Annotated in this window: 25 protein-coding genes; all 25 read right to left on the reverse strand. The window is 46.5% G+C overall.

Annotation, left to right across the window (positions count from 1 at the left end):
* Positions 1 to 2: 2 nt before the first annotated feature.
* The 25 genes from HCN83_RS01895 to fliE all read right to left on the reverse strand — a co-directional run bounded on the left by HCN83_RS01895 (position 3) and on the right by fliE (position 20,958).
* Positions 3 to 1,031 carry a chemotaxis response regulator protein-glutamate methylesterase gene (locus HCN83_RS01895; RefSeq protein WP_343033637.1) on the reverse strand — a complete coding sequence of 343 codons (1,029 nt, stop codon included), beginning with the start codon at positions 1,029 to 1,031 and terminating at the stop codon, positions 3 to 5.
* Entirely contained in the window at positions 1,028 to 1,894 is an 867-nt protein-coding gene (locus HCN83_RS01900) for an AAA family ATPase (protein ID WP_168004620.1), read from the reverse strand. The genes HCN83_RS01895 and HCN83_RS01900 overlap by 4 nt, the downstream gene beginning before the upstream one ends.
* Entirely contained in the window at positions 1,891 to 2,967 is a 1,077-nt protein-coding gene (locus HCN83_RS01905; RefSeq protein WP_168004621.1) for an AAA family ATPase, read from the reverse strand. The genes HCN83_RS01900 and HCN83_RS01905 overlap by 4 nt, the downstream gene beginning before the upstream one ends.
* Positions 2,964 to 5,009 carry a flagellar biosynthesis protein FlhA gene (flhA, locus tag HCN83_RS01910; RefSeq protein WP_168004622.1) on the reverse strand — a complete coding sequence of 682 codons (2,046 nt, stop codon included), beginning with the start codon at positions 5,007 to 5,009 and terminating at the stop codon, positions 2,964 to 2,966. The genes HCN83_RS01905 and flhA overlap by 4 nt, the downstream gene beginning before the upstream one ends.
* 24 nt (positions 5,010 to 5,033) lie before the next feature.
* Entirely contained in the window at positions 5,034 to 6,113 is a 1,080-nt protein-coding gene (flhB, locus tag HCN83_RS01915; RefSeq protein WP_168004623.1) for a flagellar biosynthesis protein FlhB, read from the reverse strand.
* Entirely contained in the window at positions 6,113 to 6,886 is a 774-nt protein-coding gene (fliR, locus tag HCN83_RS01920) for a flagellar biosynthetic protein FliR (protein WP_168004624.1), read from the reverse strand. Before fliR ends, flhB begins: the two co-directional genes overlap by 1 nt.
* A 2-nt stretch (positions 6,887 to 6,888) precedes the next feature.
* Complete coding sequence (gene fliQ / locus HCN83_RS01925) at positions 6,889 to 7,158, reverse strand: flagellar biosynthesis protein FliQ (RefSeq protein ID WP_168004625.1); 270 nt, start codon at positions 7,156 to 7,158, stop codon at positions 6,889 to 6,891.
* Positions 7,159 to 7,169: 11 nt separating this feature from the next.
* Complete coding sequence (fliP, locus tag HCN83_RS01930; protein ID WP_168004626.1) at positions 7,170 to 7,850, reverse strand: flagellar type III secretion system pore protein FliP; 681 nt, start codon at positions 7,848 to 7,850, stop codon at positions 7,170 to 7,172.
* Positions 7,847 to 8,500 (reverse strand): flagellar biosynthetic protein FliO, encoded by a 654-nt coding sequence (locus HCN83_RS01935; RefSeq protein ID WP_168004627.1) that lies wholly within the window; start codon positions 8,498 to 8,500, stop codon positions 7,847 to 7,849. The genes fliP and HCN83_RS01935 overlap by 4 nt, the downstream gene beginning before the upstream one ends.
* A gap of 17 nt (positions 8,501 to 8,517) precedes the next feature.
* Positions 8,518 to 8,880, reverse strand: a complete 363-nt coding sequence (locus tag HCN83_RS01940; protein ID WP_168004628.1) for a response regulator — start codon at positions 8,878 to 8,880, stop codon at positions 8,518 to 8,520.
* Positions 8,881 to 8,899: 19 nt separating this feature from the next.
* Entirely contained in the window at positions 8,900 to 10,084 is a 1,185-nt protein-coding gene (gene fliY, locus HCN83_RS01945; protein ID WP_246238060.1) for a flagellar motor switch phosphatase FliY, read from the reverse strand.
* Positions 10,074 to 11,066, reverse strand: a complete 993-nt coding sequence (fliM, locus tag HCN83_RS01950; RefSeq protein WP_168004629.1) for a flagellar motor switch protein FliM — start codon at positions 11,064 to 11,066, stop codon at positions 10,074 to 10,076. Before fliM ends, fliY begins: the two co-directional genes overlap by 11 nt.
* Positions 11,067 to 11,097: 31 nt before the next feature.
* The gene (gene fliL / locus HCN83_RS01955; protein ID WP_168004630.1) at positions 11,098 to 11,532 is read right to left on the reverse strand and encodes a flagellar basal body-associated protein FliL; all 435 of its coding nucleotides are present in this window, start codon (positions 11,530 to 11,532) and stop codon (positions 11,098 to 11,100) included.
* Positions 11,519 to 11,752: a flagellar FlbD family protein gene (locus HCN83_RS01960; protein WP_168004631.1), complete on the reverse strand. Its 234-nt coding sequence runs from the start codon at positions 11,750 to 11,752 to the stop codon at positions 11,519 to 11,521. Before HCN83_RS01960 ends, fliL begins: the two co-directional genes overlap by 14 nt.
* Before the next feature lie 64 nt (positions 11,753 to 11,816).
* Positions 11,817 to 12,692: a flagellar basal body rod protein FlgG gene (flgG, locus tag HCN83_RS01965; RefSeq protein WP_168004778.1), complete on the reverse strand. Its 876-nt coding sequence runs from the start codon at positions 12,690 to 12,692 to the stop codon at positions 11,817 to 11,819.
* A gap of 76 nt (positions 12,693 to 12,768) precedes the next feature.
* Positions 12,769 to 13,131 (reverse strand): TIGR02530 family flagellar biosynthesis protein, encoded by a 363-nt coding sequence (locus HCN83_RS01970; protein WP_168004632.1) that lies wholly within the window; start codon positions 13,129 to 13,131, stop codon positions 12,769 to 12,771.
* Positions 13,132 to 13,144: 13 nt separating this feature from the next.
* A complete protein-coding gene (gene flgD, locus HCN83_RS01975) occupies positions 13,145 to 13,591 on the reverse strand; it encodes a flagellar hook assembly protein FlgD (RefSeq protein ID WP_168004633.1) in 447 nt (148 codons plus the stop codon).
* Complete coding sequence (locus tag HCN83_RS01980; protein ID WP_168004634.1) at positions 13,591 to 14,868, reverse strand: flagellar hook-length control protein FliK; 1,278 nt, start codon at positions 14,866 to 14,868, stop codon at positions 13,591 to 13,593. The genes flgD and HCN83_RS01980 overlap by 1 nt, the downstream gene beginning before the upstream one ends.
* Positions 14,869 to 14,904: 36 nt before the next feature.
* Positions 14,905 to 15,405, reverse strand: a complete 501-nt coding sequence (locus HCN83_RS01985; RefSeq protein ID WP_168004635.1) for a magnesium transporter MgtE N-terminal domain-containing protein — start codon at positions 15,403 to 15,405, stop codon at positions 14,905 to 14,907.
* A 40-nt stretch (positions 15,406 to 15,445) separates the two neighbouring features.
* Complete coding sequence (fliJ, locus tag HCN83_RS01990; protein WP_168004636.1) at positions 15,446 to 15,889, reverse strand: flagellar export protein FliJ; 444 nt, start codon at positions 15,887 to 15,889, stop codon at positions 15,446 to 15,448.
* The gene (gene fliI / locus HCN83_RS01995) at positions 15,886 to 17,181 is read right to left on the reverse strand and encodes a flagellar protein export ATPase FliI (RefSeq protein ID WP_246238061.1); all 1,296 of its coding nucleotides are present in this window, start codon (positions 17,179 to 17,181) and stop codon (positions 15,886 to 15,888) included. The genes fliJ and fliI overlap by 4 nt, the downstream gene beginning before the upstream one ends.
* A 26-nt stretch (positions 17,182 to 17,207) precedes the next feature.
* Complete coding sequence (locus HCN83_RS02000) at positions 17,208 to 17,957, reverse strand: FliH/SctL family protein (RefSeq protein WP_168004638.1); 750 nt, start codon at positions 17,955 to 17,957, stop codon at positions 17,208 to 17,210.
* A complete protein-coding gene (fliG, locus tag HCN83_RS02005) occupies positions 17,950 to 18,960 on the reverse strand; it encodes a flagellar motor switch protein FliG (protein ID WP_168004639.1) in 1,011 nt (336 codons plus the stop codon). The genes HCN83_RS02000 and fliG overlap by 8 nt, the downstream gene beginning before the upstream one ends.
* 15 nt (positions 18,961 to 18,975) lie before the next feature.
* Positions 18,976 to 20,550: a flagellar basal-body MS-ring/collar protein FliF gene (gene fliF / locus HCN83_RS02010; protein ID WP_168004640.1), complete on the reverse strand. Its 1,575-nt coding sequence runs from the start codon at positions 20,548 to 20,550 to the stop codon at positions 18,976 to 18,978.
* A 99-nt stretch (positions 20,551 to 20,649) separates the two neighbouring features.
* Positions 20,650 to 20,958, reverse strand: a complete 309-nt coding sequence (gene fliE / locus HCN83_RS02015; RefSeq protein WP_168004641.1) for a flagellar hook-basal body complex protein FliE — start codon at positions 20,956 to 20,958, stop codon at positions 20,650 to 20,652.
* Positions 20,959 to 20,976: the final 18 nt, after the last annotated feature.

Here is a 20,976-nt window from a genome sequence, read left to right on the forward strand (position 1 = left end):
ATTCAGCATCGTCTGACGATCTCAGCAGCCATTTCATTTATATGATGAACGGCTGTCACTAATCCTGTAGACTCAGCTGCGCGCGGCATACCGTATACAACGCATGATGCTTCCGATTCAGAAAGACATGTAAATGCACAGTTTGCAGCAATCTGCCGCAGTCCCTCAGCCCCGTCTTTCCCCATCCCTGTCAACACAACAGCTGTCAGATGAACAAATTGTGCTTTAGCTGCTGAAGCGAACAGCACATCCACCGCGGGACGGTGCCCGTGAACTGGTGATTCCTGATCTAATTGTAATGATACATTAGTCCCTTTTCTGATCATAGTTAAATGGTATCCTCCCGGAGCAATATACGCAACACCATTTTTAACAATTTCACCAGATTCTGCTTCTTTTACTGTTATAGCTGAAAGCTCATTTAATCTTCTGCTTAGAGAGGCGGTAAAACCAGGCGGCATATGCTGAACAATGAAAACTGGACAGGGGAGATCTTCCGGCAGCAGCGGGAGAAGCTGCTGCAATGCTTTTGGACCACCTGTAGACGTGCCAATGACAATCGCTCTTCCAGTCGCTCCTCCTCTGTTAAGAGCCGGAACCCTTTTTACTGGCAGAACAGGCTGCAGCTGCACTGTAGCTTCTGCTGCAGCCCTGAGTTTTCCGGATAGTTCATTTGACAGTTGGTTAAGAGAGGAAATTACCCCCGCAGGTTTCGCAACGAAATCAATTGCTCCTTCTGCTAAAGCTTTTATCGTTTCTTCGGTTCCGTCACTCGTAAGGCTTGATACCATAATTACTTTAAAAGGAGCAATCTTTAGAAGTTCAGGAAGGGCTTCAAGTCCGGTCATAACAGGCATTTCGATGTCCAGTGTTATAATATCCGGCTTTAAAAAGCGCGCTTGTTTAAGAGCATCCTGTCCATGACGCGCCCGGCCGGAGACAGTAAAATCAGGCAGCAGATCAACAGCATCCGAAATTACTTTTCTCATAAAAGCCGAGTCATCTACTATAAGAATGCGGTGCTGCTTCACGGGCTGTCTCCTTTAATAAACAATCGCTTTAATCGTTCCGTAAAAGAGGATTCTTGTTTCCGTCTGCCCCCGTCTAATACGCCGGCAGCCTGCTTTACAGCTTTAGCGGCTTTCGAACCTGGAGCGTGCAGCAAAAACGGCTGCTGTGCTTTTACTGCTTTCGCAACCGCCGTATCATCCGGGATACTTCCTGTAAATGTCACAGAAAATGCTAAAAATTTATCAGCAGCCTGAATCAGACTTTCGGCAGTACGCCGGCCTTCTCTTTCGTGAGCGGCTCTGTTTACCAAAAGAGAGACAGGGCGGTTCTCTTTGAGCTGGCTGATATATTTAAGAACAGCATAGGCGTCTGTAACTGAAGTCGGTTCCGGAGTGGTGACAAGCAGCACATCATCAGCTGCTTTTAAAAACTGAAGACTTTCCAGGGTCAGTCCTGCTCCGAGATCGAAAATAAACCGGTCATACATACCTTCCAGCTGTGAAAGCTGGCGGTGAAAATGGTTTTGCTTTTCAATATTCAGTGAAAACAATTGCTTAAGTGCACTGCCGCCTCCAATAAAATGAAGACCGGTATGATGTGTCGTAATGACGTCCTGAATTGGCAGTTCTTGATCCAGCATAGTGACAATACTGCCCTTAGCTTCTGCACCCAGCAGCAAATGCACATTTGCCATGCCGATATCCAGATCCATAATGAGAACCCGCTCGCCACGCTGCACATACTCCAGTCCCAGATTGACTGAAAGGTTGGATTTACCAACTCCGCCTTTCCCGCTGCATATAGCAGTTGTTTTTACACGTGACGCAGATAGCTGACGGTGGCGGCGCATTTTTTCTCTTAACATAAATGCCTGATCGTTCACGATTCGTTCCTCCAGTCCAGCAGTCGTTCAGTCAAAAGGCTGCGTTCAGCATTCTGCAGATCGTCCGGTACGTTTTGTCCTGTCGCCATCACACTTACGGGAATACCCGCTGAGCATGCGATACTGATTGCTGCACCAGCCGATACTGTTTCATCCAGTTTTGTTAAAATGAGTGAATCCGGCAACGCATGAGAAAATTGGGATACGACAGCTTCCATGTCCTCCAGTTTAGATGTGGCGGACAGCACGAGATGGCGTTCAGTATCAGAATCATCTCCAAGTATGTCCTGCAACTGGTTTACATAATGTTTATTACGGTAATTCCTGCCTGCCGTATCAATAAATACATGATCATAGTCACTAAACTGATCACGGAACTTCTGAATGTCTTCAGCTGAATAAGCTACTCCGACCGGAATTTCTAAAAGCTCGGCATATGTTTTCAATTGTTCCACAGCTGCAATACGATACGTATCTGCAGTGATAAAAGCTGCAGACTTTTTATCTTGAAGCACGGTTTTTGCTGCAAGTTTGGCTAGCGTAGTCGTTTTTCCTACTCCTGTCGGGCCAAAAACTTGAATATAGCGAGCTTTTACGGCCTGCACAGGCGGAGGAAGCAGCTCCGAGACAGCTTCCTTCACAGCACGTTCAAGTGCATGCGCTTCAGGCTCCTCCTCAGATGAGTACCAGATTCGAAAAAGCTTTTCCTTTACTTTTTCCGTTTCTGTCTCTCCCAGCCCGGCCTTATAAAGACGCTTCAGCCAGAAACTGACTGGATCTGGTGATGAAATAGCCATGTTTGCTGAATCTTCCTGCCTGTCAGAAGACGTTGGAAGCTTCATTGCTGGATAATTCGACGAATGTATTGATTTAGCCGCTGTCTGGGGTTTCATCCCTGCAGGTTCCGGATCGTGAGCTGCTGTCACTTCAACGATTGTTTTAGAGAGGAAGCCGAAAATACCTCCAGTTTTTCGCTTTCTCGAATGAAGGATCACTGCATGAACGCCGAGATCCTGTTTAACACGGACCATTGCCTCGCTCATAGAAGGTGCCGTATATTTTTTTACTCTCATTTCACATTCACCACCCCGATGCTCTGGACTTCAATGTCAGGTTCAAGCTCATTGTAGGAAAGGACTGGCACTTGCGGCAGGTAACGCTCGATCAAATGCCTGATGTACATCCTCACTGCAGGAGAACAGAGAATAACAGGCGTGCGGCCCATCTCCTGCATTTTTTCTGTCTCCTGCATGACAGCTTCTACAAGTTTTTGCGCGTTTTCCGGATCAAGGTTTAAAAAGGCACCGTGTTCAGTCTGCTGCACTGCATCAGCAACCATTTTCTCAACAGATCCACTGACTGTCATGACGTAAAGCGGTTCACCTTCTGTTGAATACTGGGCCGACAGCTGCCGTGACAATGCCTGCCTTACATACTCCGTCAACACGTCCGTATCTTTTGTCATTCTGCAGTAGTCTGCCAATGCTTCAAAAATTACCGGAAGATTTCGGATGGATACTTTTTCCTGAAGTAGTTTTTTCAGCACCTTCTGGACTTCTCCAGTTGAAAGCGGTGTCGGTGTGACATCTTCCACGAGCGTTGGATAGCTCTCATTCATATGGTCTACTAGTTGTTTTGTCTCCTGGCGGCCGAGCAGCTCGTGAGCATGCTTACGAATCATTTCTGTCAGATGGGTCGATACGACGGAAGGCGGATCAACCACCGTGTAGCCGGATAGCTCAGCTGGTTCTTTCATATCTTCTGTAATCCAGAGAGCCGGAAGTCCGAAAGCCGGTTCAATCGTGTCTATGCCTGTGATCTGATCATCATCAATTCCGGGACTCATTGCCATGTAATGATCGAGCAATAGTTCACCCCTGGAAATTTCACTGCCTTTTATTTTAATTACATATTCATTCGGCTGAAGCTGAATGTTATCGCGGATGCGTATGACCGGAACGACCATCCCCATTTCAACAGCCAGCTGGCGGCGGATCATGACAACACGGTCGAGCAGATCGCCGCCCTGATTTGTATCAGCGAGCGGAATCAGGCCATAGCCAAATTCAAACTCTACTGGATCTACCTGAAGCAGATTAACAACACTTTCCGGAGAGGTCAGATCCTCTTCTGTTTCAGAGGGCGGACTCTCTTCGGTCTCGTTCCAAATTTCTTCCGCCAGCTGCGACTTGACGAGCATATATCCGCCGACTCCGAGCACGGCTGCTATAGAAGAAGTGACCAGCAAGTCGATCGGTGTGAAAATACCGAGCGCTGCTATCGTCGCTCCTGCTACATAAAGCATTTTTGGATAAGCAAACAGCTGAGTCGTCACGTCATGACCAAGATTACCCTCTGAAGCTGCTCTTGTAACGACGATCCCGGTTGCAGTAGATATGAGCAGGGCTGGAATCTGGCTGACCAGTCCGTCTCCTACGGTTAAAAGCGTGTATTTATTGGCGGCTTCTGCAAGCGGCAGTCCTTCCTGAAGCATGCCGATCACTAAACCGAAAACGATATTGATGATAACGATAACAATACCGGCAATTGCATCCCCTTTAACAAATTTGCTCGCGCCGTCCATCGAACCGTAGAAATCAGCTTCTCTTTCAATTTTTTGCCTTCGCTCTTTTGCTTCAATATCGGAAATCATGCCTGCATTCAAATCGGCATCGATACTCATCTGTTTACCAGGCATAGCATCCAGGGTAAATCTTGCCCCCACCTCGGATACGCGCTCTGCCCCTTTTGTAATAACGATGAATTGAATGACGACAAGGATAACGAATACAACAAAGCCGACTAAGGCGTTACCACCGACTACAAACTGCCCGAACGTTTCAATGACATTCCCGGCATCACCTTGATTCCCGAGAATGGCGCGGGTTGTCGACACGTTCAAGCCAAGTCTGAACAATGTGATTAACAGCAGCAGCGTTGGAAAAATAGAAAACTGCAGCGGCTCTCTTGTATTCATCGATACGAGAATAATCAGCAGAGCAAAGGTGATGTTTATAATGATCAGAAAATCGATGATGACTGTTGGAAGCGGAATGATCAGCATGATCACGATTAGAATAACAGTCAACAAAATGCTTAAATCTTTTAATGGCATGACACGTAATCTCCTTCACTCCGCTCAGATTTTCTGCTGAATACGATATACGTATGCTAATACTTCTGCTACAGCTTTGAATAAATCTTCAGGCACCTGATCGCCGATTTCTGCTTCTGCGTAAAGGGCTCTGGCAAGCGGTCTGTTCTCTACCATGACAACGTCGTGCTGCCTGGCTGTGTTCTTCATTTTCAGAGCGATGTAATCGACTCCTTTTGCCGTAATAACCGGCGCATCCATCGCGTTTTCATCATATTTAAGCGCAATTGCATAATGTGTCGGATTCGTAATAACAACATCTGCTTTAGGAACTTCCTGCATCATGCGGCTCATTGCCATTTGCCGCTGCTTTTCTTTGATTTTTGACTTAATGAGCGGATCGCCTTCTGTCTTTTTGTACTCATCTTTTACATCCTGCTTTGACATTCGGATGTTTTTTTCAAAATCATATTTCTGATACATGTAGTCAAGAATAGCCAGAAAGATCAGCAGAAATGCGACGGCAAGGCCCATGATGACGATGAGTCTGCCGATTAAAATCATACCGTCCCGGATCGAATACAGTCCAAGCCTCAGCAAGTCATCAATAAAGAAAAACATGACACCTCCTGTGACGATGCCAACGAGGAGTATTTTCATCATTGACTTTAAAAATTCCACAAGCGCCCGGATCGAAAAAATACGTTTAAAGCCTTTAATCGGATCAATTTTTTCGAGCTTCATCTTGATTGCTTCCGGTGCAAACAAGACACCTACCTGCAGTAAATTCGCTGCAACGCCGGCAGCTCCGGCTGCGAGCATCACGGGTGCCGTTATTAAAAATGCCTGAAATGAGAACTCGAGCATTAACGTGTGCAGGCTTTCTTCAGTCAGTTCCATCAGCATATAGTCTGTAAATGTGTAGCGCAGCATCGCAAGCAGCTCCTGGGTAATGTAGCTTCCTATCAGCCAGAAAAGCAAAAAGACGAGCATTAAAATAAATGCAGTATTCACATCGGTGCTTTTGGCAACCTGTCCTTTGTTGCGTGACTCAAGACGCTTTTTTGGAGTCGCCTTCTCTGTTTTTTCCTGTGCGAAATATTGAAGATTCAGCTTCAAGTACATCATACGCCTCCATAGATCTGCATAAGCGTTCGCATCGTCTCAATTGTCGTATCGACTAAATGCTGAACGAGCATCAGAAATGGAGCCATCGTTAGCATAAGTACAATCAAGCCAAGAAATATTTTAAGCGGCAGTCCGACGACAAATACGTTCACTTGAGGAACCGTGCGAGCAATCATGCCGAGTGCCACATCTACTAAAAAGATCGAACCGACTACTGGCATCGACATTTGAAACGCAATGATAAACATTGTGCTGAATGTGACGATAATAAACTCAACGAGCCTTTCATCCCCGAACGGTAAAAACGGCTGATCAAGCGGGATGTACTGGTAGCTGTAGTAAGCACCGTCTATCATCAGATGATGACCGTCCACCGCCAGAATAAACAACAGTGCGAACGTATAAAGATAGCTGCCGAGAAGCGGCGACTGGGTTCCCGTCTGCGGGTCCACGACATTCGCAATTAAAAAGCCCAGCTTTAAGTCGATTAATCCGCCGGCGATCTGCACAGCGTAGAGCAAAATGACTGCTACGAGTCCAATCGTCAGGCCAACGAGAGCTTCCTTTAGAATCAGCAGAAAATAGCTGTAGTCCAGCTCCAGGACCGGCCAGTCTTCAGTAAAAAAAATAATCCATGTCATACATAAGGCAACACCAATTTTCAGCTGACCCGGCACCGTCTGATAGGAGAAGAAAGGGAGCGTTATCATGAAGGCTGACATTCTGACTAGAATCAGCAGAAATGCCGGAAACCATTCCAACCATTCCATGGCTACCCGATAAACTGATGCAGATTACTGAAAATGGATTCAGCAAACGTCAGCAGCTGAGTCAGCATCCAAGGTCCAAACACGATCAGTGCGATCATGACACCTGCAATTTTTGGAATGAACGCCAGTGTCTGTTCCTGTATTTGAGTGGTGGCCTGAAAAATACTGACCCCAAGTCCTATCGCAAGCGCCGTTAAAAGAAGCGGGGCTGCTATTAGCAGCGTGACGAACACTCCTTGTTCCGCCCAGCCGAGCACCATTTCCTGGCTCATGATTCATCCTCCTAAAAACTATATAATAACGACCTGACAATTAAATGCCATCCGTCCACCATAACGAACAAAAGCACTTTAAACGGCAGCGCAATCATAACCGGCGGCAGCATCATCATTCCCATTGACATCAGTACGCTTGCCACGACCATATCAATAACGAGAAACGGAACAAAGATCATAAATCCAATTTGAAAAGCTGTTTTGAGTTCGCTGATTGCAAATGCCGGAACGAGCGCAGTCAGCGGGATATCATCAAGTGTTTCCGGCCTCTCTTCTCCGGCGTAGCCCATAAACAGCGCCAGATCTTTTTCCCGAGTGTGTTCAGCCATGAACTGTTTCATCGGTGCAGCAGCCTCTTCGAATGCTTCCTCCTGCGTTAATTCTCCTTCAAACATCGGCTGAAGCGCATTATCATTTACCTCTGAAAACACCGGTGCCATTACGAAAAAAGTAAGAAAAAGAGCGAGCCCGACGATCACCTGGTTCGGCGGCATTTGCTGCGTTGCAAGTCCTGAACGGACAAAGGAAAGCACGATGATGATTCTCGTAAAGCTCGTCATCAGAATTAAGATCGCAGGTGCAATGGAAAGTACCGTGAGCAATAACAGCAGTTGAACAGTGGAAGTTAAATTCTCTCCGTCCTGGCTGAAAATATCCAAAGCTGGAATTTCAATAAATGCTGTCATCATTTTTTACGAGCCTCCAGCGCATCCTTCACTTTACTGTGTGACTGCTTGACTCTGTCAAGCTCTTTAGAAAGGAAAGAAGGAAATGCATCACCGCCGTCAGCGGCATATGGATTTTCTTTTTTTCTTGCAAACCATCCTGTGACTGTCTCTTTCGACACGGAAAAGTCGGAACGCTCTTCAGCCAGCAGTTTTTCTATTTCTTTTTCATCCGTTATTTCTTTCAACAGCGTTACGGTATCTCCCACTCCGAGCACGAGCAGCCGATCGCCGGCTTTAACGAGCTGCACGGATTTGTTTGCACCTATGCCAACTCCCCCGGCGTTCACAAGTCCGCGCGTGCTGCTGAAGTTTTTGGCTTTTTTATTAACAAGCTTTAAGACAAAATATAATAGTCCCAATACTGCTGCCAATCCGCCAAACAGTTGAAGCGTCATCATGAACATGCCGCTTCCCTGGTTGTCGCCGTTTACTGGAAGGGGCGTTTCAGTGTCATCCCAGCTGTCTTCTTCCTGCTGCATGCCCCGCTCGTTATCCCTGTCTCCGTTTTCGAGTCCTTCGAGCACACTCTGCTCTTGTTCCCCATACTCTGGCTCCGCCCAGGCGGTGACTGGCAGAAGCAGAATAAAGCTGATTATGATTAATACCCGCACGTTACACGCCCCCTGTATTACCCAACCGATTTGTTAATGGCTTCCAGCACCCGGTCTGCCTGAAATGGCTTAACGATAAAGTCCCTTGCCCCTGCCTGAATGGCATCGATTACCATCGCCTGCTGTCCCATAGCAGAGCACATAATGACATTAGCATCAGGATCATGTTTTTTAATCTCTTTCAAGGAAGAAATACCGTCCATCTCCGGCATCGTAATATCCATCGTCACAAGATCCGGGGAGAGTTCTTTATACATTTCCAAAGCCTGAGCGCCGTCAGCCGCTTCACCTGCTATAATAAACCCATTTTTCTCCAAGATATCTTTAATCATCATTCTCATAAATGCCGCGTCGTCTACCACGAGTACTTTTTTACCCATTGTCCATTCTCCTTATCCGCTAGCCGCGTAAATTTTTCATCCTGTCTTCTTTACTGACGATGTCAAGCACCCTAACCCCGAAGTTTTCATCGATAACGACGACTTCCCCTTTTGCAATCAGCCGCTGATTTACAAGGATATCAACTGGCTCACCGGCAAGTTTATCCAGCTCGACAATCGAACCTTTCGAAAACTCTAAAATATCTTTGATCGATCGTTTCGTCCGTCCAAGCTCGACTGTTACTTCGAGAGGTATTTCCATGAGCATTTCCAGATTTCTCGTTTCCTGATCGCTCAGCTGAGGACCTGAAAAATCCGTAAATGCAGCTTCGTGTACATCCGCTTCCCGCTGTGGATATTTGGAACCGACGTGCTGTGGCTGATGGTCTGTTCTTGGTTCAGGCTTTCTTTCCGGCGTTACCTGCTCTGTATCCGGTTCCGATACCGCGGCTGGTGTTTCTGCCGGTTCCGCTTTGATTACTTCGTCCGGAATATCCTGAGCTGCGGGATTCATTAGCTTCTGAACCATGTCTTTAGCAAATGAAAGCGTGAAAAGCTGCATGATTTTTGAATCAATTAAGGTGCCAATCTTCAAATCAAAGGAAATTTGCACGAGCTGATCTTCATCCGGAAGCTCTGCTCCTCCCGGATCTTCCTGTAAATCCATGATCGAAATACCTGGCGGTGAAATATCCACCTTCTGGTTGAAAATAGTCGACATGGACGTTGACGCTGAACCCATCATTTGGTTCATTGCTTCCTGAACGGCGCTCATTTCCATTTCACCCAGCTGTTCTTCGACATCCGTACCTTCGTTCCCCATCATCAAGTCTGCAATGATTGCTGCATCTTTTGTTTTAATAACGAGCAGATTTACTCCTTCGAAGCCTTCGGTATATTCGACAGATATAGCTACATGCGGTTTAGGAAACTCCTGTTGAAGCGCTCCCCGTTCAACCATCTGTACTTTTGGAGTCGTGATATCGACTTTCTGGTTCAATAGTGTGGACAGCGCTGTTGCTGAACTGCCGAAAGCGATGTTTCCAATTTCACCAAGTGCATCTTCTTCTATTGCATCAAGTCCGGGATCTGCAGATGTTTGCTGTTCCGGTTCTTTTTCTGACGCCTCAGCCGGTTCCTCTTCATCAAGCCCGTTCAGCAATTCATTAATTTCATCCTGTGACAGCATATCGTCATTCATCATTATCGTGTCCCTCCAGTACTTCCGTGACCTGTACAGCAAGTGATTGCTTCATTTTGCCTGGCTGTACTTTAAATTTAGATTCTTCGCCAACTCTGGCCGTAAGCGGTCTGTCATATTTCTGATTCAGTTCAATCATGTCTCCGCTACCGAGTGATAAAAATTCTTCAATGGTGACATCGGTTCTTCCAAGTTCAACGACAAAAGGAACGCGGGAACCCTTAACATGCCATTCCAGAGACTCTATTTCTTCGTCATTGCGCTCTTTTTGTTTTTCCTGCATCCACAGATGAAACGACAGTCTTGGCAGAATCGATTCGATTACGACATGCGGGAGGCAGATGTTGATCATACCTGAAGCCTCTCCGATTGCTGTTGAAAACGAGATAACAACAACTGTCTCGTTTGGGGAAACCAACTGCAAAAACTGTGGGTTAACTTCTACATCCTCCATCACCGGATCGAATTCTTCAACTGAAAGCCAGGCCTCGCGGAAAACCTCCAGCATGCGCTGAAACAGCTGCGTCATGATCTTAATTTCAATTTCCGTCAGATTTTCAACTTTATTATAAGGCTCGCCTCTTCCTCCCAGCATACGGTCCAGCATCGCATATGCTATATTCGGATTCATTTCCATGACGAAACGTCCATCAAGAGGATAAGGTTCAAACACATTCAAAATCGTCATTTTCGGGACCGACCGGATAAACTCTTCATAAGGGAGCTGATCGACAGAAGCTACCGAGATCGAGACGTACGTTCTTAAGTGAGCAGAAAGCTGAGTCGTGAGCAATCTGGCAAAGTTCTCATGAATTCTTGTAATCGACCGTACCTGATCCTTTGAAAACCGGAGCGCTCGTTTAAAGTCGTATACTTTTATTTTCTTTTCTGTTTCTTCTTTTTTCAGCTCATCTGCGTCCACTTCTCCAGTAGATAAAGAAGATAGAAGAGCATCGATCTCACTTTGTGAGAGCACATCTGCCATGCCAAACACCTCGCCTTATAGTAAAACCGGTCTATTGAATCACCTTTTGATTCATATAAACCTCTACGACATTTCCCTCGGTCATCAATTGATTCAATTCATCCCTTATACTGTCTTCCAGACTGCGAATCCCTTCAGATCCTCTAAAATCATCTACGGATCTGTCCGAAAGCTCTCCGATTATGATGTTTTCCACTTGAAACTGCCGCATTTCCAGTTCTGCTTTAGCATCTTCACTGTCAGCCTGTAAAACGAACGATGAGCGGATAATCTGATTGGAATATAAATTTGTCGTGATTTCTTCCGTTTCCAGAGACCTGCTGATAATTTCTTCAATTCTCGGCTCTTCCTCGCCTTCAGCACTTGTTTCAAAAAACTGTGTGTACAGAAAAAATGTGATAATGCCAATCAGCGTCATGGCAGCCAGCACCATCAGCATCACGTTCAGGAGCCTATTCTGAAGCATTGTTTTCCCCTTCCAGAACGAGTCCGGCCGCTGTTCCAGCCAGGCCGACTTTCTTATAAAATTGCGTAATTTTTTCAGCCAGCTGATCTTCCGATTCAAGAACAACAAGCTTCTTTCCGTTGATTAATGTGACAGTCGTATCCGGAAAAGACTGAATCTGTTCAATATATAGTGCATTCAGTACAAATGGCTGACTGTTTAAGCGGGTCACCTCTATCATGCAGCGTCCTCCATTCACACGGCGGAGCAGCCTTGCAGCTGCTCTCATCCGCGGTCAGTGTATATTAACGTTTCAAGTTAACCAGTTCCTGAAGTATTTCGTCTGACGTCGTGATCATTCGTGTATTCGCTTGAAACCCTCGCTGGGCAATGATCATTTCAGCAAATTCTTCGGACAGATCTACGTTGGACATTTCAAGCGATGCTCCGACGAGATCGCCGCGTCCCTGGGTGCCAGGTGTTCCATATTGTGGATCTCCTGAGTTTGCAGTCACCGCGTACGTATTGTTCCCCGCTTTGTTCAGGCCGCCTGGATTGGCAAAATTCGCCATGGAGATTCGTCCAAGTACAGCCGACTGTCCGTTTGAGAAGACGCCGTTAATTTCACCAGAAGGAGCAATACTGAAGCTTTGCAGCGTAGCCTCTGCATCATCGATGTCTGCCCCGATATCTCCAGCTGTTGAACCTGCCTGAATCGTTAGCGGTTGAAGTGCTCCTTCCTCAAAAGCATCAGCTTCATTGTCCGGGCCCACCCCCATCACGCTAAGTCCGTCTCCATTGACGAGCGTTCCATTGGAATCGAGATAAAAGTTGCCCGCCCGGGTGTACATCATCTGATCGCCGTCCTGAACAACGAAATATCCATCACCGGAGATCGCCATATCGAGATCTCTGCCTGTCGTCTGCAGGGACCCTTGAGTGTTGACGGTATCGATTGTAGACATACCGCCTCCGAGACCAATCTGCTGCGGATTCGTTCCGCCGCGCTGAGCACCGGCAGCACCGGCGCCCTGCATCTGCTGACTGACGAGATCGTTAAACGTTGTACGGCCTTTTTTAAAGCCGTGTGTGTTTACGTTTGAAATATTGTTTCCGATGACGTCCAGCTTGTTCTGAAAATTCCCCATCCCGCCTATTCCTGAATATAATGATCGAAGCATATGTGTAATCCCCTTTCGAATGTGAGCACTGCATCTGTCAGTCAGCAGTGCGCCGGCTTCCCTCAGGTCCAGCCGATTATAAAATGATTGTTCCATTGATATTGCTGAAAATACTTCCGGTGCTTTCACCGCGTTCAACTGCTGTAATGACCGTTCGGCTTGCCGTATTAACGACCAGAGCTGCATCAGCGGTTATGACGACTGAGTCGGTCACCCCTTTTTGTTCTGCTTCAGATAATTTCTGATCCATCGTTCTCCACGTTTCAGAAGAAATGGAAATATCTCTTTCCTGCATCCGTTTAGCCGCATGTTTGCTTAACTGAATTCCGGATTCGGCTTTCTGAAGTGCCTGTTTAAAGTCCGCAGAGGAGCTTTGTTTAGGCTCGTTCAATGTGCCCGGAGGCGGAAAGTGGAGATGATGGGGCATGATTTTTGTCATTGTCCCTCTCCTCTTATAGTTGATTAACAGAACGCAGACTTAATGTTGGTATTTTCTCATCACCCACTGCGAGCATTGCACGACCATCTTTAAATAGAACAGAATCGACAGTTCCAGTTTTATCTGTTTTATTTCCTTCTTCATCCTTTGCTTCGTACGTCACTTCTCTGCCAATTAAATCGCTGTGCGAGACAAAACCGTTCTGCTGCTGGCTTTCAAACATTTTCCTCATTGTTTCATTCAAGTTAGTCATCTGCTCTAGTGTAGAAAATTGTGCCATTTGTGCGATAAACTCTTTATCCTCCATTGGGTTCATCGGATCCTGGTTTTGCAGCTGGGTCATTAAAATTTTCATAAATGCATCCCTGTCTAAATCCTGCTGAGGAGCCTGATTCTGCTTTTGTTTCACTAAATCCTCATAAAAGACGGGATGAGGACTCGTCCCTGCTGATTGAAGCATTATTCATTCACCTCCTCTAATAAGGATTCCATCATCTCACTGAAGTCGAGCTCTGTTTCTTGTTCTTCTTCAGCTCCCTGTTCTGTTTCAGGATCTCGTTCCTGTTGCTCCCGTTTTGATTCATGCTGCCCTTTCCATTGCTGAACAGACTGCTGAATATCTACACGGTCCAGCTGAAGATTCTGCTGTTGAAAGGCTTGTTTCAACTGATGAACCGTCTGTTCCATCACGTCTCTTGCTTGAGAGGTGAACGTCATGATTCTCGCCTGCATGACGCCATTTACCTGCTGAAGGGTTACTTCCAGTCTCCCGAGACTTTGCGGATGAAGACGTATTGTCAGCTGCTGAGACCCATTTTGCATTTGCTGTACTTGAAGCCGTTTTACCATTGTTTCAAACTGTTTGATCATCGCTTCCTGTCTCCCGGCCGTTTCCTGCACCTGAGAATGTGTTTGGAAATTTGCCTGCATAGATAGAGGGATGAACGTTTGAACTCTTATATCAGGAAGCGGCTTATCTTGTAAGAGTGCATCACTTCTAACCGGCATTACATCGGTCGTCTTTAATGCGCTGCTCAGATCCTGTGCAGTTATCTGTGCTGCCGGCTGTTCAGACGACTGGCGGTTTGCAAGCGATCTTCCGGCCATCGTGCTTGTTTCCCTGCCTCTCAGTACCGACTGAATGAAGCTTAAAAGTGCTTCTGCTTCCTGGCCCGTTAGAAGCTGATCCGAGTCTTCCGAACGGACTTCGCTGCTGTCAGGAGCTTTTTCATTGAGTTCCTGTAATTTTTCAGGAAGAGGGACCTGCATTTCGGTACTATTTTGTGATGAAGAAAGTTCATCTCTTGCGATTTTATCGAGAGCCATCAAGCCCGGTAAGTCAAGCTCACCGTTTACAAGCTTCTCAACTTCTTTTATGAAATCTTCTTTATCAGCTTCATCCGCCTGCCCCATTTCAACAGCGTGACCCGCTTTAACAAATACAAGTTTTCCGGAAGAGGTATCGACTTTAAATCCGTCGAGCAGATCTTCCATACTATCCTGGTCATGAAAACGGTCAATCAATTCCCGCACGATCGTTTCTGCTTCAGATTCAGGTATCATGAGCGCCTCTTCAGCTTCTTCCGAAAGATCTTCCGGAACTATTTGATCAAGTAAATCAGCCGTTTCCTCTTCAGCCAGCTGCAGCAGGTCAATGAAATCACGTTGCGATACGTGTTCTTCTTTTGTTTGCAGAGGAGCTTCATGCATCGCTGCTCGCAAAAGCTGTATGATCATTGCTATCTCACCTCCTTTCAGCGTGATTATCATCCTCTATTCGCTGGAAAGCGCATTGATAATAGCAGCTGCCTGGTCTTCCTCCATACGTGAAAGTATTTCGGCTCTGCTGTTTACCTGCATTCCACGAAAGTAGGTAACTGCTTCATCCAGCGTCATCTCTTCCATAATGGCCGCTGCCCTTGAAGCGGTCATCAGCTGAAGCGTACGAATCGTATCCTCCAGTTCCTCAAGGGCCTGACTCGTATCTTCCTCTTCATTCTCTTCTTCGAGCTCTTCATCTTGCTCTGCCGTCGCTTGAGCGGCTAGTGCTTCTTCCAGTTCAAGCTCTAATTCATCAATTCGCCTTTGCAGCTCCTGATTCTCATGCTGCGTGACGGCTTCCTCTTCTTCATCCATTTCTTCATCCGAGAAAAGGCCAGCAGTAAAGTCAGCTGCATATTGAACCGGCTGAAATCCGAGATAGTACATAACAACTCCTGCGAGCATTACGGCAAAGAGAACCGGAATGATAACTACCATAAAGATCAGCTGCATTTTGCTTTGTTTTTTTTCATTCGCTGCGGGCATTATTTGATCAACTCATCTTTCTTGCATACTGGCGCATGGATATTTCGTCCATATCAAGCCGCTCAAGCCGTTTCTCTTCTGATCGGAACCGGTTTAATTCCTTTTTAAACAGAACATCATATTTTCTTACATCCGCTGCCAGATGCTGAAGAATTTTTTCCTTCTCCTGCATGTGGCGGCGAGCATGTTGAGCTTCTCGCTGCAGACCTGAAATGACAGTTTCCAGATAGTCCATTTCCTGAAGAAAACGGATCAGGCTTGCTGCCGTTACTCCGCCTGTAAGCGAAGCGTTTTGCTTGTCTGTGAGCATTTCTTTTCGTTTCAGCGCCTCAAACAGCCGGCCGCCACATTCTTCAAAGTGATCTGCGGCCTTTGAGTAGTTCACAGCAGCTTCTGCCCGTTCGTTTTCTTTCAATTCCTGTACTTTTTGTAGTGAGAACGTAAACGTCAAGACTTTACAGCTCCTTTGTAAACGACTTCTGCAAGTACTTCAACTGACTCTTCAAACGTTAAATGTTCGTCTGCATGCTGTTTGACTGCTTCCATAAGGTCGGGGAATACATTCAGAGCCCTGTCAACAATCTCGTTAGATCCTTTTTTGTAGGCCCCGATTGAAATTAAATCCTCATGTTCTTTGTATACAGCCAGCAGATGTCTAAATTCTTCCGCGATTCTCAAATGTTCCGGCGAGCATAGCTCATTCATCACCCTGCTGATGCTCTGCAAAATATTCACAGCCGGAAAATGACCGCGGTTGGCGAGTTCTCTGTCGAGAACAATATGACCATCTAAAATTCCGCGAACGGTATCCGCTATCGGCTCGTTGAAATCATCTCCGTCAACTAAGACTGTATAAAATGCTGTAATGGAGCCATTTATGCTTGTTCCGCTTCGTTCCAGCAGTCTTGGAAGAAGAGCAAAAACTGATGGAGTGTATCCTTTTGTTGCCGGCGGTTCTCCAGCTGCCAGTCCAATTTCACGCTGGGCCATTGCCACTCTGGTGACGCTGTCCATCATCAGATTGACATGCATCCCTTTATTCCGGAAATATTCAGCTACCGCTGTCGCTGTCATGGCACCTTTTACACGCATAAGCGCTGGTTGATCAGAGGTAGCGGCAATGACAATCGTTCGTTTCATACCCTCCTGTCCGAGATCGCGCTCGACAAAGTCTTTCACTTCACGACCTCGTTCGCCGATTAGAGCGATGACATTAATATCTGCCTCTGAATGTTTAGCAATCATCGAAAGAAGGGTGCTTTTTCCGACCCCGCTTCCCGCAAATATACCGAGTCGCTGCCCTTTTCCGATTGTAAAAAGTGAGTCGATTACTTTCACTCCAACAGGCAGTATTTGTTCGATTCTAGGCCGGGATAACGGAGACGGCGGATTATTATCCGTCGATATTTCCGTTAATCCAAATACCGGATCCGCTTCTTCAAGAGGTCTGCCGAGTCCGTCTAATACGGTGCCGATAAGTCCGGTACCAACCGGTACTTTCCAGGGTACCCCGCTGCTTTCAACTAAATTACCGGGAGCAACGGACGTTACACGGTCGTAAGGCATTAGCAAAAGACTTCCCTTGCGAAACCCGACTACTTCAGCAGGTATTTTTTGGTCAGAGGACGTATAGATAAAACAAACGTCACCTATTGATGCTTCCGGACCGGCTGATTCAATCATTAGTCCGATAACCTGCCGAACCTTGCCGTATTCAACTAATGAAGAACTTCGGTCGATCATCCGGTGAATCCTATCAAGGCTCGGGTTCATGATTTATGCCCTCTGTTTGTGAAAAGTTTTTTCTTCAGCTCTTTCAGCTGGACATCTGCTCCTGCATCAAAACGGGACGTTTCTGTCTCGATCACAAGGTCACCTGCCTGCATATCCGGATCGGGAAGGAGAACGAGCTCACAAGCTGGCCCGGCCGCTTCTTCCAGTTCTTCACGCTGCGAGCAAAGAAGGGAATAGTCTGTCTGGGAAGCATGCACCGTTACTGTTTCCGTCCAGCTCCTCGTTTTTAAAGCTTCTTTTGCCATTTCATGGTAAAGACTTTTTTCTTCAAGTTCACGGCCGATGATTTTCTCAGCGAGATGAAAAGCAAGCTTTATCGCGTCATCTTCGACGGCTTCCAGCTGATGAATCCGCTCTGATTTAGCCAGCTTTACAATAGAAGCTGCATCCGATATCTGCTGTTTCCATTCTAGTTCTGCTTGAGCAGTGCCGCTGTCATATCCAGCTTGAAATCCTTGCTGCTCCGCCTGCTCATAGAGCTGCTGAGACTTTTCTTTTAATTCCGACTCCTGAAAAATCCGCCACTCTTCCACTTCCTGCTTCTGTTTATCCAGCTCTTGCTGCTGCATCGATATATCCTGCATTTTCTGCTGAACCATCTTACTGTCTTCTCGCGCAGGAGTATCCAGTACAGCGGCTGCTTCTTCTGCAGCCGGCATTACGAGGGGGCGGATGATTTTGACAGACGAGCTCGTTTTATCGGATTTCCGGATAATGCTAGACAATAATATCATCTCCTCCACCACGGGCTATGACGATCTCACCGGACTCCTCCAGTCTTCTGATCGTTCCGACAATTCTCGTCTGTGCCTCTTCCACATCCCGAAGTCTGACTGGACCCATAAACTCCATTTCTTCCTGGAACGTTTCAGACATTCGCTGCGACATGTTTGTGAAAACGATGTTTTTCACTTCTTCACTTGCCACTTTAAGAGCCAGCTGCAAATCATTATTCTCCACGTCACGAATAACACGCTGGATTGAACGGTTATCGAGGGTAACAATATCCTCAAATACAAACATCCGTTTTTTGATTTCTTCAGCAAGTTCAGGGTCCTGAATTTCGAGAGCATCAAGGATCGTTCGTTCCGTGCTCCTGTCAACACTATTCAGCACCTCAACAACTGATTCAATTCCGCCGGCTTCGGTAAAGTCTTGTGTAACTGTCGAAGAGAGCTTCTTCTCCAGAATCGATTCTACTTCGTGAATGATTTCCGGTGATGTGCTGTCCATAATGGCAATCCGCTTCGCTACATCCGCCTGCAGTTCCTGAGGCAGGGCTGACAATATTTGTCCGGACTGTTCACTGTCGAGATAGGACAATACCAATGCAATGGTCTGCGGATGTTCATTTTGAATAAAATTAAAAATTTGCATAGAGTCTGTTTTTCTGGCGAAATCGAATGGTCTCACTTGCAGAGTAGACGTAAGTCTATTTATTATTGCGTCCGCTTCTTCCCCGCCGAGCGCTTTTTCGAGAACATCCTTCGCATAACCGATACCACCCTGTGAAATGTATTCCTGCGCGACAGCCAGTTTATGAAATTGATCCAGAATCTCATCCTTTTGTTCTTGCTCAACTCTCCTAACGCCAGCAATTTCCAGCGTCAGTTTTTCGATCTCTTCCTCGGACAAGTGCTTATAAACTTGAGCTGAAACATCCGGACCCATTGAGATAAGGAGGATAGCCGCTTTTTGACGACCTGTTAATTCTTTTCGTTTTGCCATGATACGCGCCCCCTTTTAGTCTTCCGACAGCCAGCTTCTGATCAGTTTAGAGAATTGATCGGGCTTCTCTCTGGCCAGCTTTTCCAGCTGCTTACGTCTGGTCGTTGATTCATCCTCACGTTCTTCAAGTGGCGGGAGTTCGTATTCTTCCTGGATAAAACCTGTTTCTGTTACTTCTTCTTTTTTGTTTTTTCGGACTAACAGGAAAACGAGCAGTGCGACGATCAAAATTAGCAATCCGGATGCGATCATCCAGAGGGAGAAGCCGCCGCCAGGCTCTTCCATGTCCGGTGCTCCGTGAAACGGCATCGCCGATACGAGGACTCGTTCTTCAATGTCCTGCTCATCCCATTCAGCTGTCATTTCACTATCAACAGAGGTGCGGATAATTTGACTGACAAGTGCCTGAATATCATTCAGCTGCGCCTGCGGGAGCGAGTTCATGTCTTCCGGATCAGGCGGCTCCACCATAACCTGTATCCCGAGATCTCTGATTTTATAAGGGCTTTCTACGATATCTCTTGAGATTCGGTTAACCTCATTGTTAATTCTCTCTTCTATGCGTTCTGAATCTCCGTAAGCGCCGCCGCCTACTAGGCCTGGGAATCCAGGAACATCGTCTTCATCTGTGCCTGGTACATCTCCGTCTTCCGGATCAAGACCTTCGTAAATATCGGTGATTCGCTCTACACTGATTGCAATTCCTTCGTTTAAATCCTCATCAACAGGTTCAACCAGTTCTTCCTGCCTGTTCTCTTGAGTGAAATCAATATCCGTTGAAACAGATACGACCGCTTTGTTAGGCCCCATGATGGTAGCAAGCATTTGCTGAAGTTCTCTTTGAATGTCCCGTTCAATATCCCGTTGAACAGCACGGTTTTGTTCATATGCTGTTCCGGTACTGCTGCCATCCTGAGAATCAAATTCAAGGTGTCTGGACATTTGATCTGTAATCACGACATCTTCAACAGCAAGGTTCGGAACACTTTGTGCAACTAAATGATAAAGCGAGCGGACTTGGGCCTCATCCAATGAAGCTCCAGGCTGTACGTTTACCATAACGGAGGCAGTAGAAGCCCCCTCTTCCTCTGCAAGCCAGGGACTTTCTTCGGCCATTGTGATCATCACCTGTGCCTGACTGATTCCATCAATGTTGCGAATCAGATCTTCCAAAGAGGTTTGCAGTGCAGCCCGCTCTAACAGTTGAAACTCGTTTTCTGTTGTTCCAAATCCCATGTTCTCACTGAACGTACTGTAATCGATTCGGCCGGTTCTTGGAATTCCTTCCGCGGCAAGAGATACTTTCAGGTCATCAACCATCCGTTCCGGTACAGATACAACTGTTCCGTCAGCAGATACTTCATTCGCAATTCCTCGTCCATCAAGCGTCGCTTTCACTTCGCCAGCTTCCTGCATTGTCATGTTCGTATACAACGGAACATAATGCGTGCGCGATCCAGCCCATGAAATAGCAGCTGCGAGCACAACGATCAGGATCAGTGCCCCGATTAATAAGCTTTTTTGATTTTTTGTTCGTGTCTGCCAGAACTCCTTGAATCGCGTTCCGGTCTGTGATAGCTGCTCTTTCATGCTTCCTCCCACTTCACCGACGCTCGCCAACTGGTGCAATTAATCTTTCTATGTTTAAACACTTTAAAGTTCGGGAATACAGACGATATACATATTAAGTTAAACCTGCATTCTCATAATTTCCTGATAGGCTTCTATCGCTTTGTTTCGGACTTCTACCGTTGTTTCGAGAGCAATAGATGCTTTTTGGCCTGCGATCATAACCTGATGCAGGTCAACATCCTCTCCTCTTGCCATCGCTTCCGTCTTTACGTCTGAAGCTGCACGCGTTTCATTCAGATTGCCTACAGCATCATTTAACCAGGTTGAAAACGAATTGCCTGCCTGGGCAGGCGTTGTTTCAATTGCATTTCGATATCCCGGATTTGCCATAATCGACGCAGGATTACCAACTGATTCTATTGGCATTTTCATGTCCCCCTTAAG

The organism is Alkalicoccus luteus (genome assembly GCF_012034335.1).
GTDB classification, from domain to species: domain Bacteria; phylum Bacillota; class Bacilli; order Bacillales; family Salisediminibacteriaceae; genus Alkalicoccus; species Alkalicoccus luteus_A.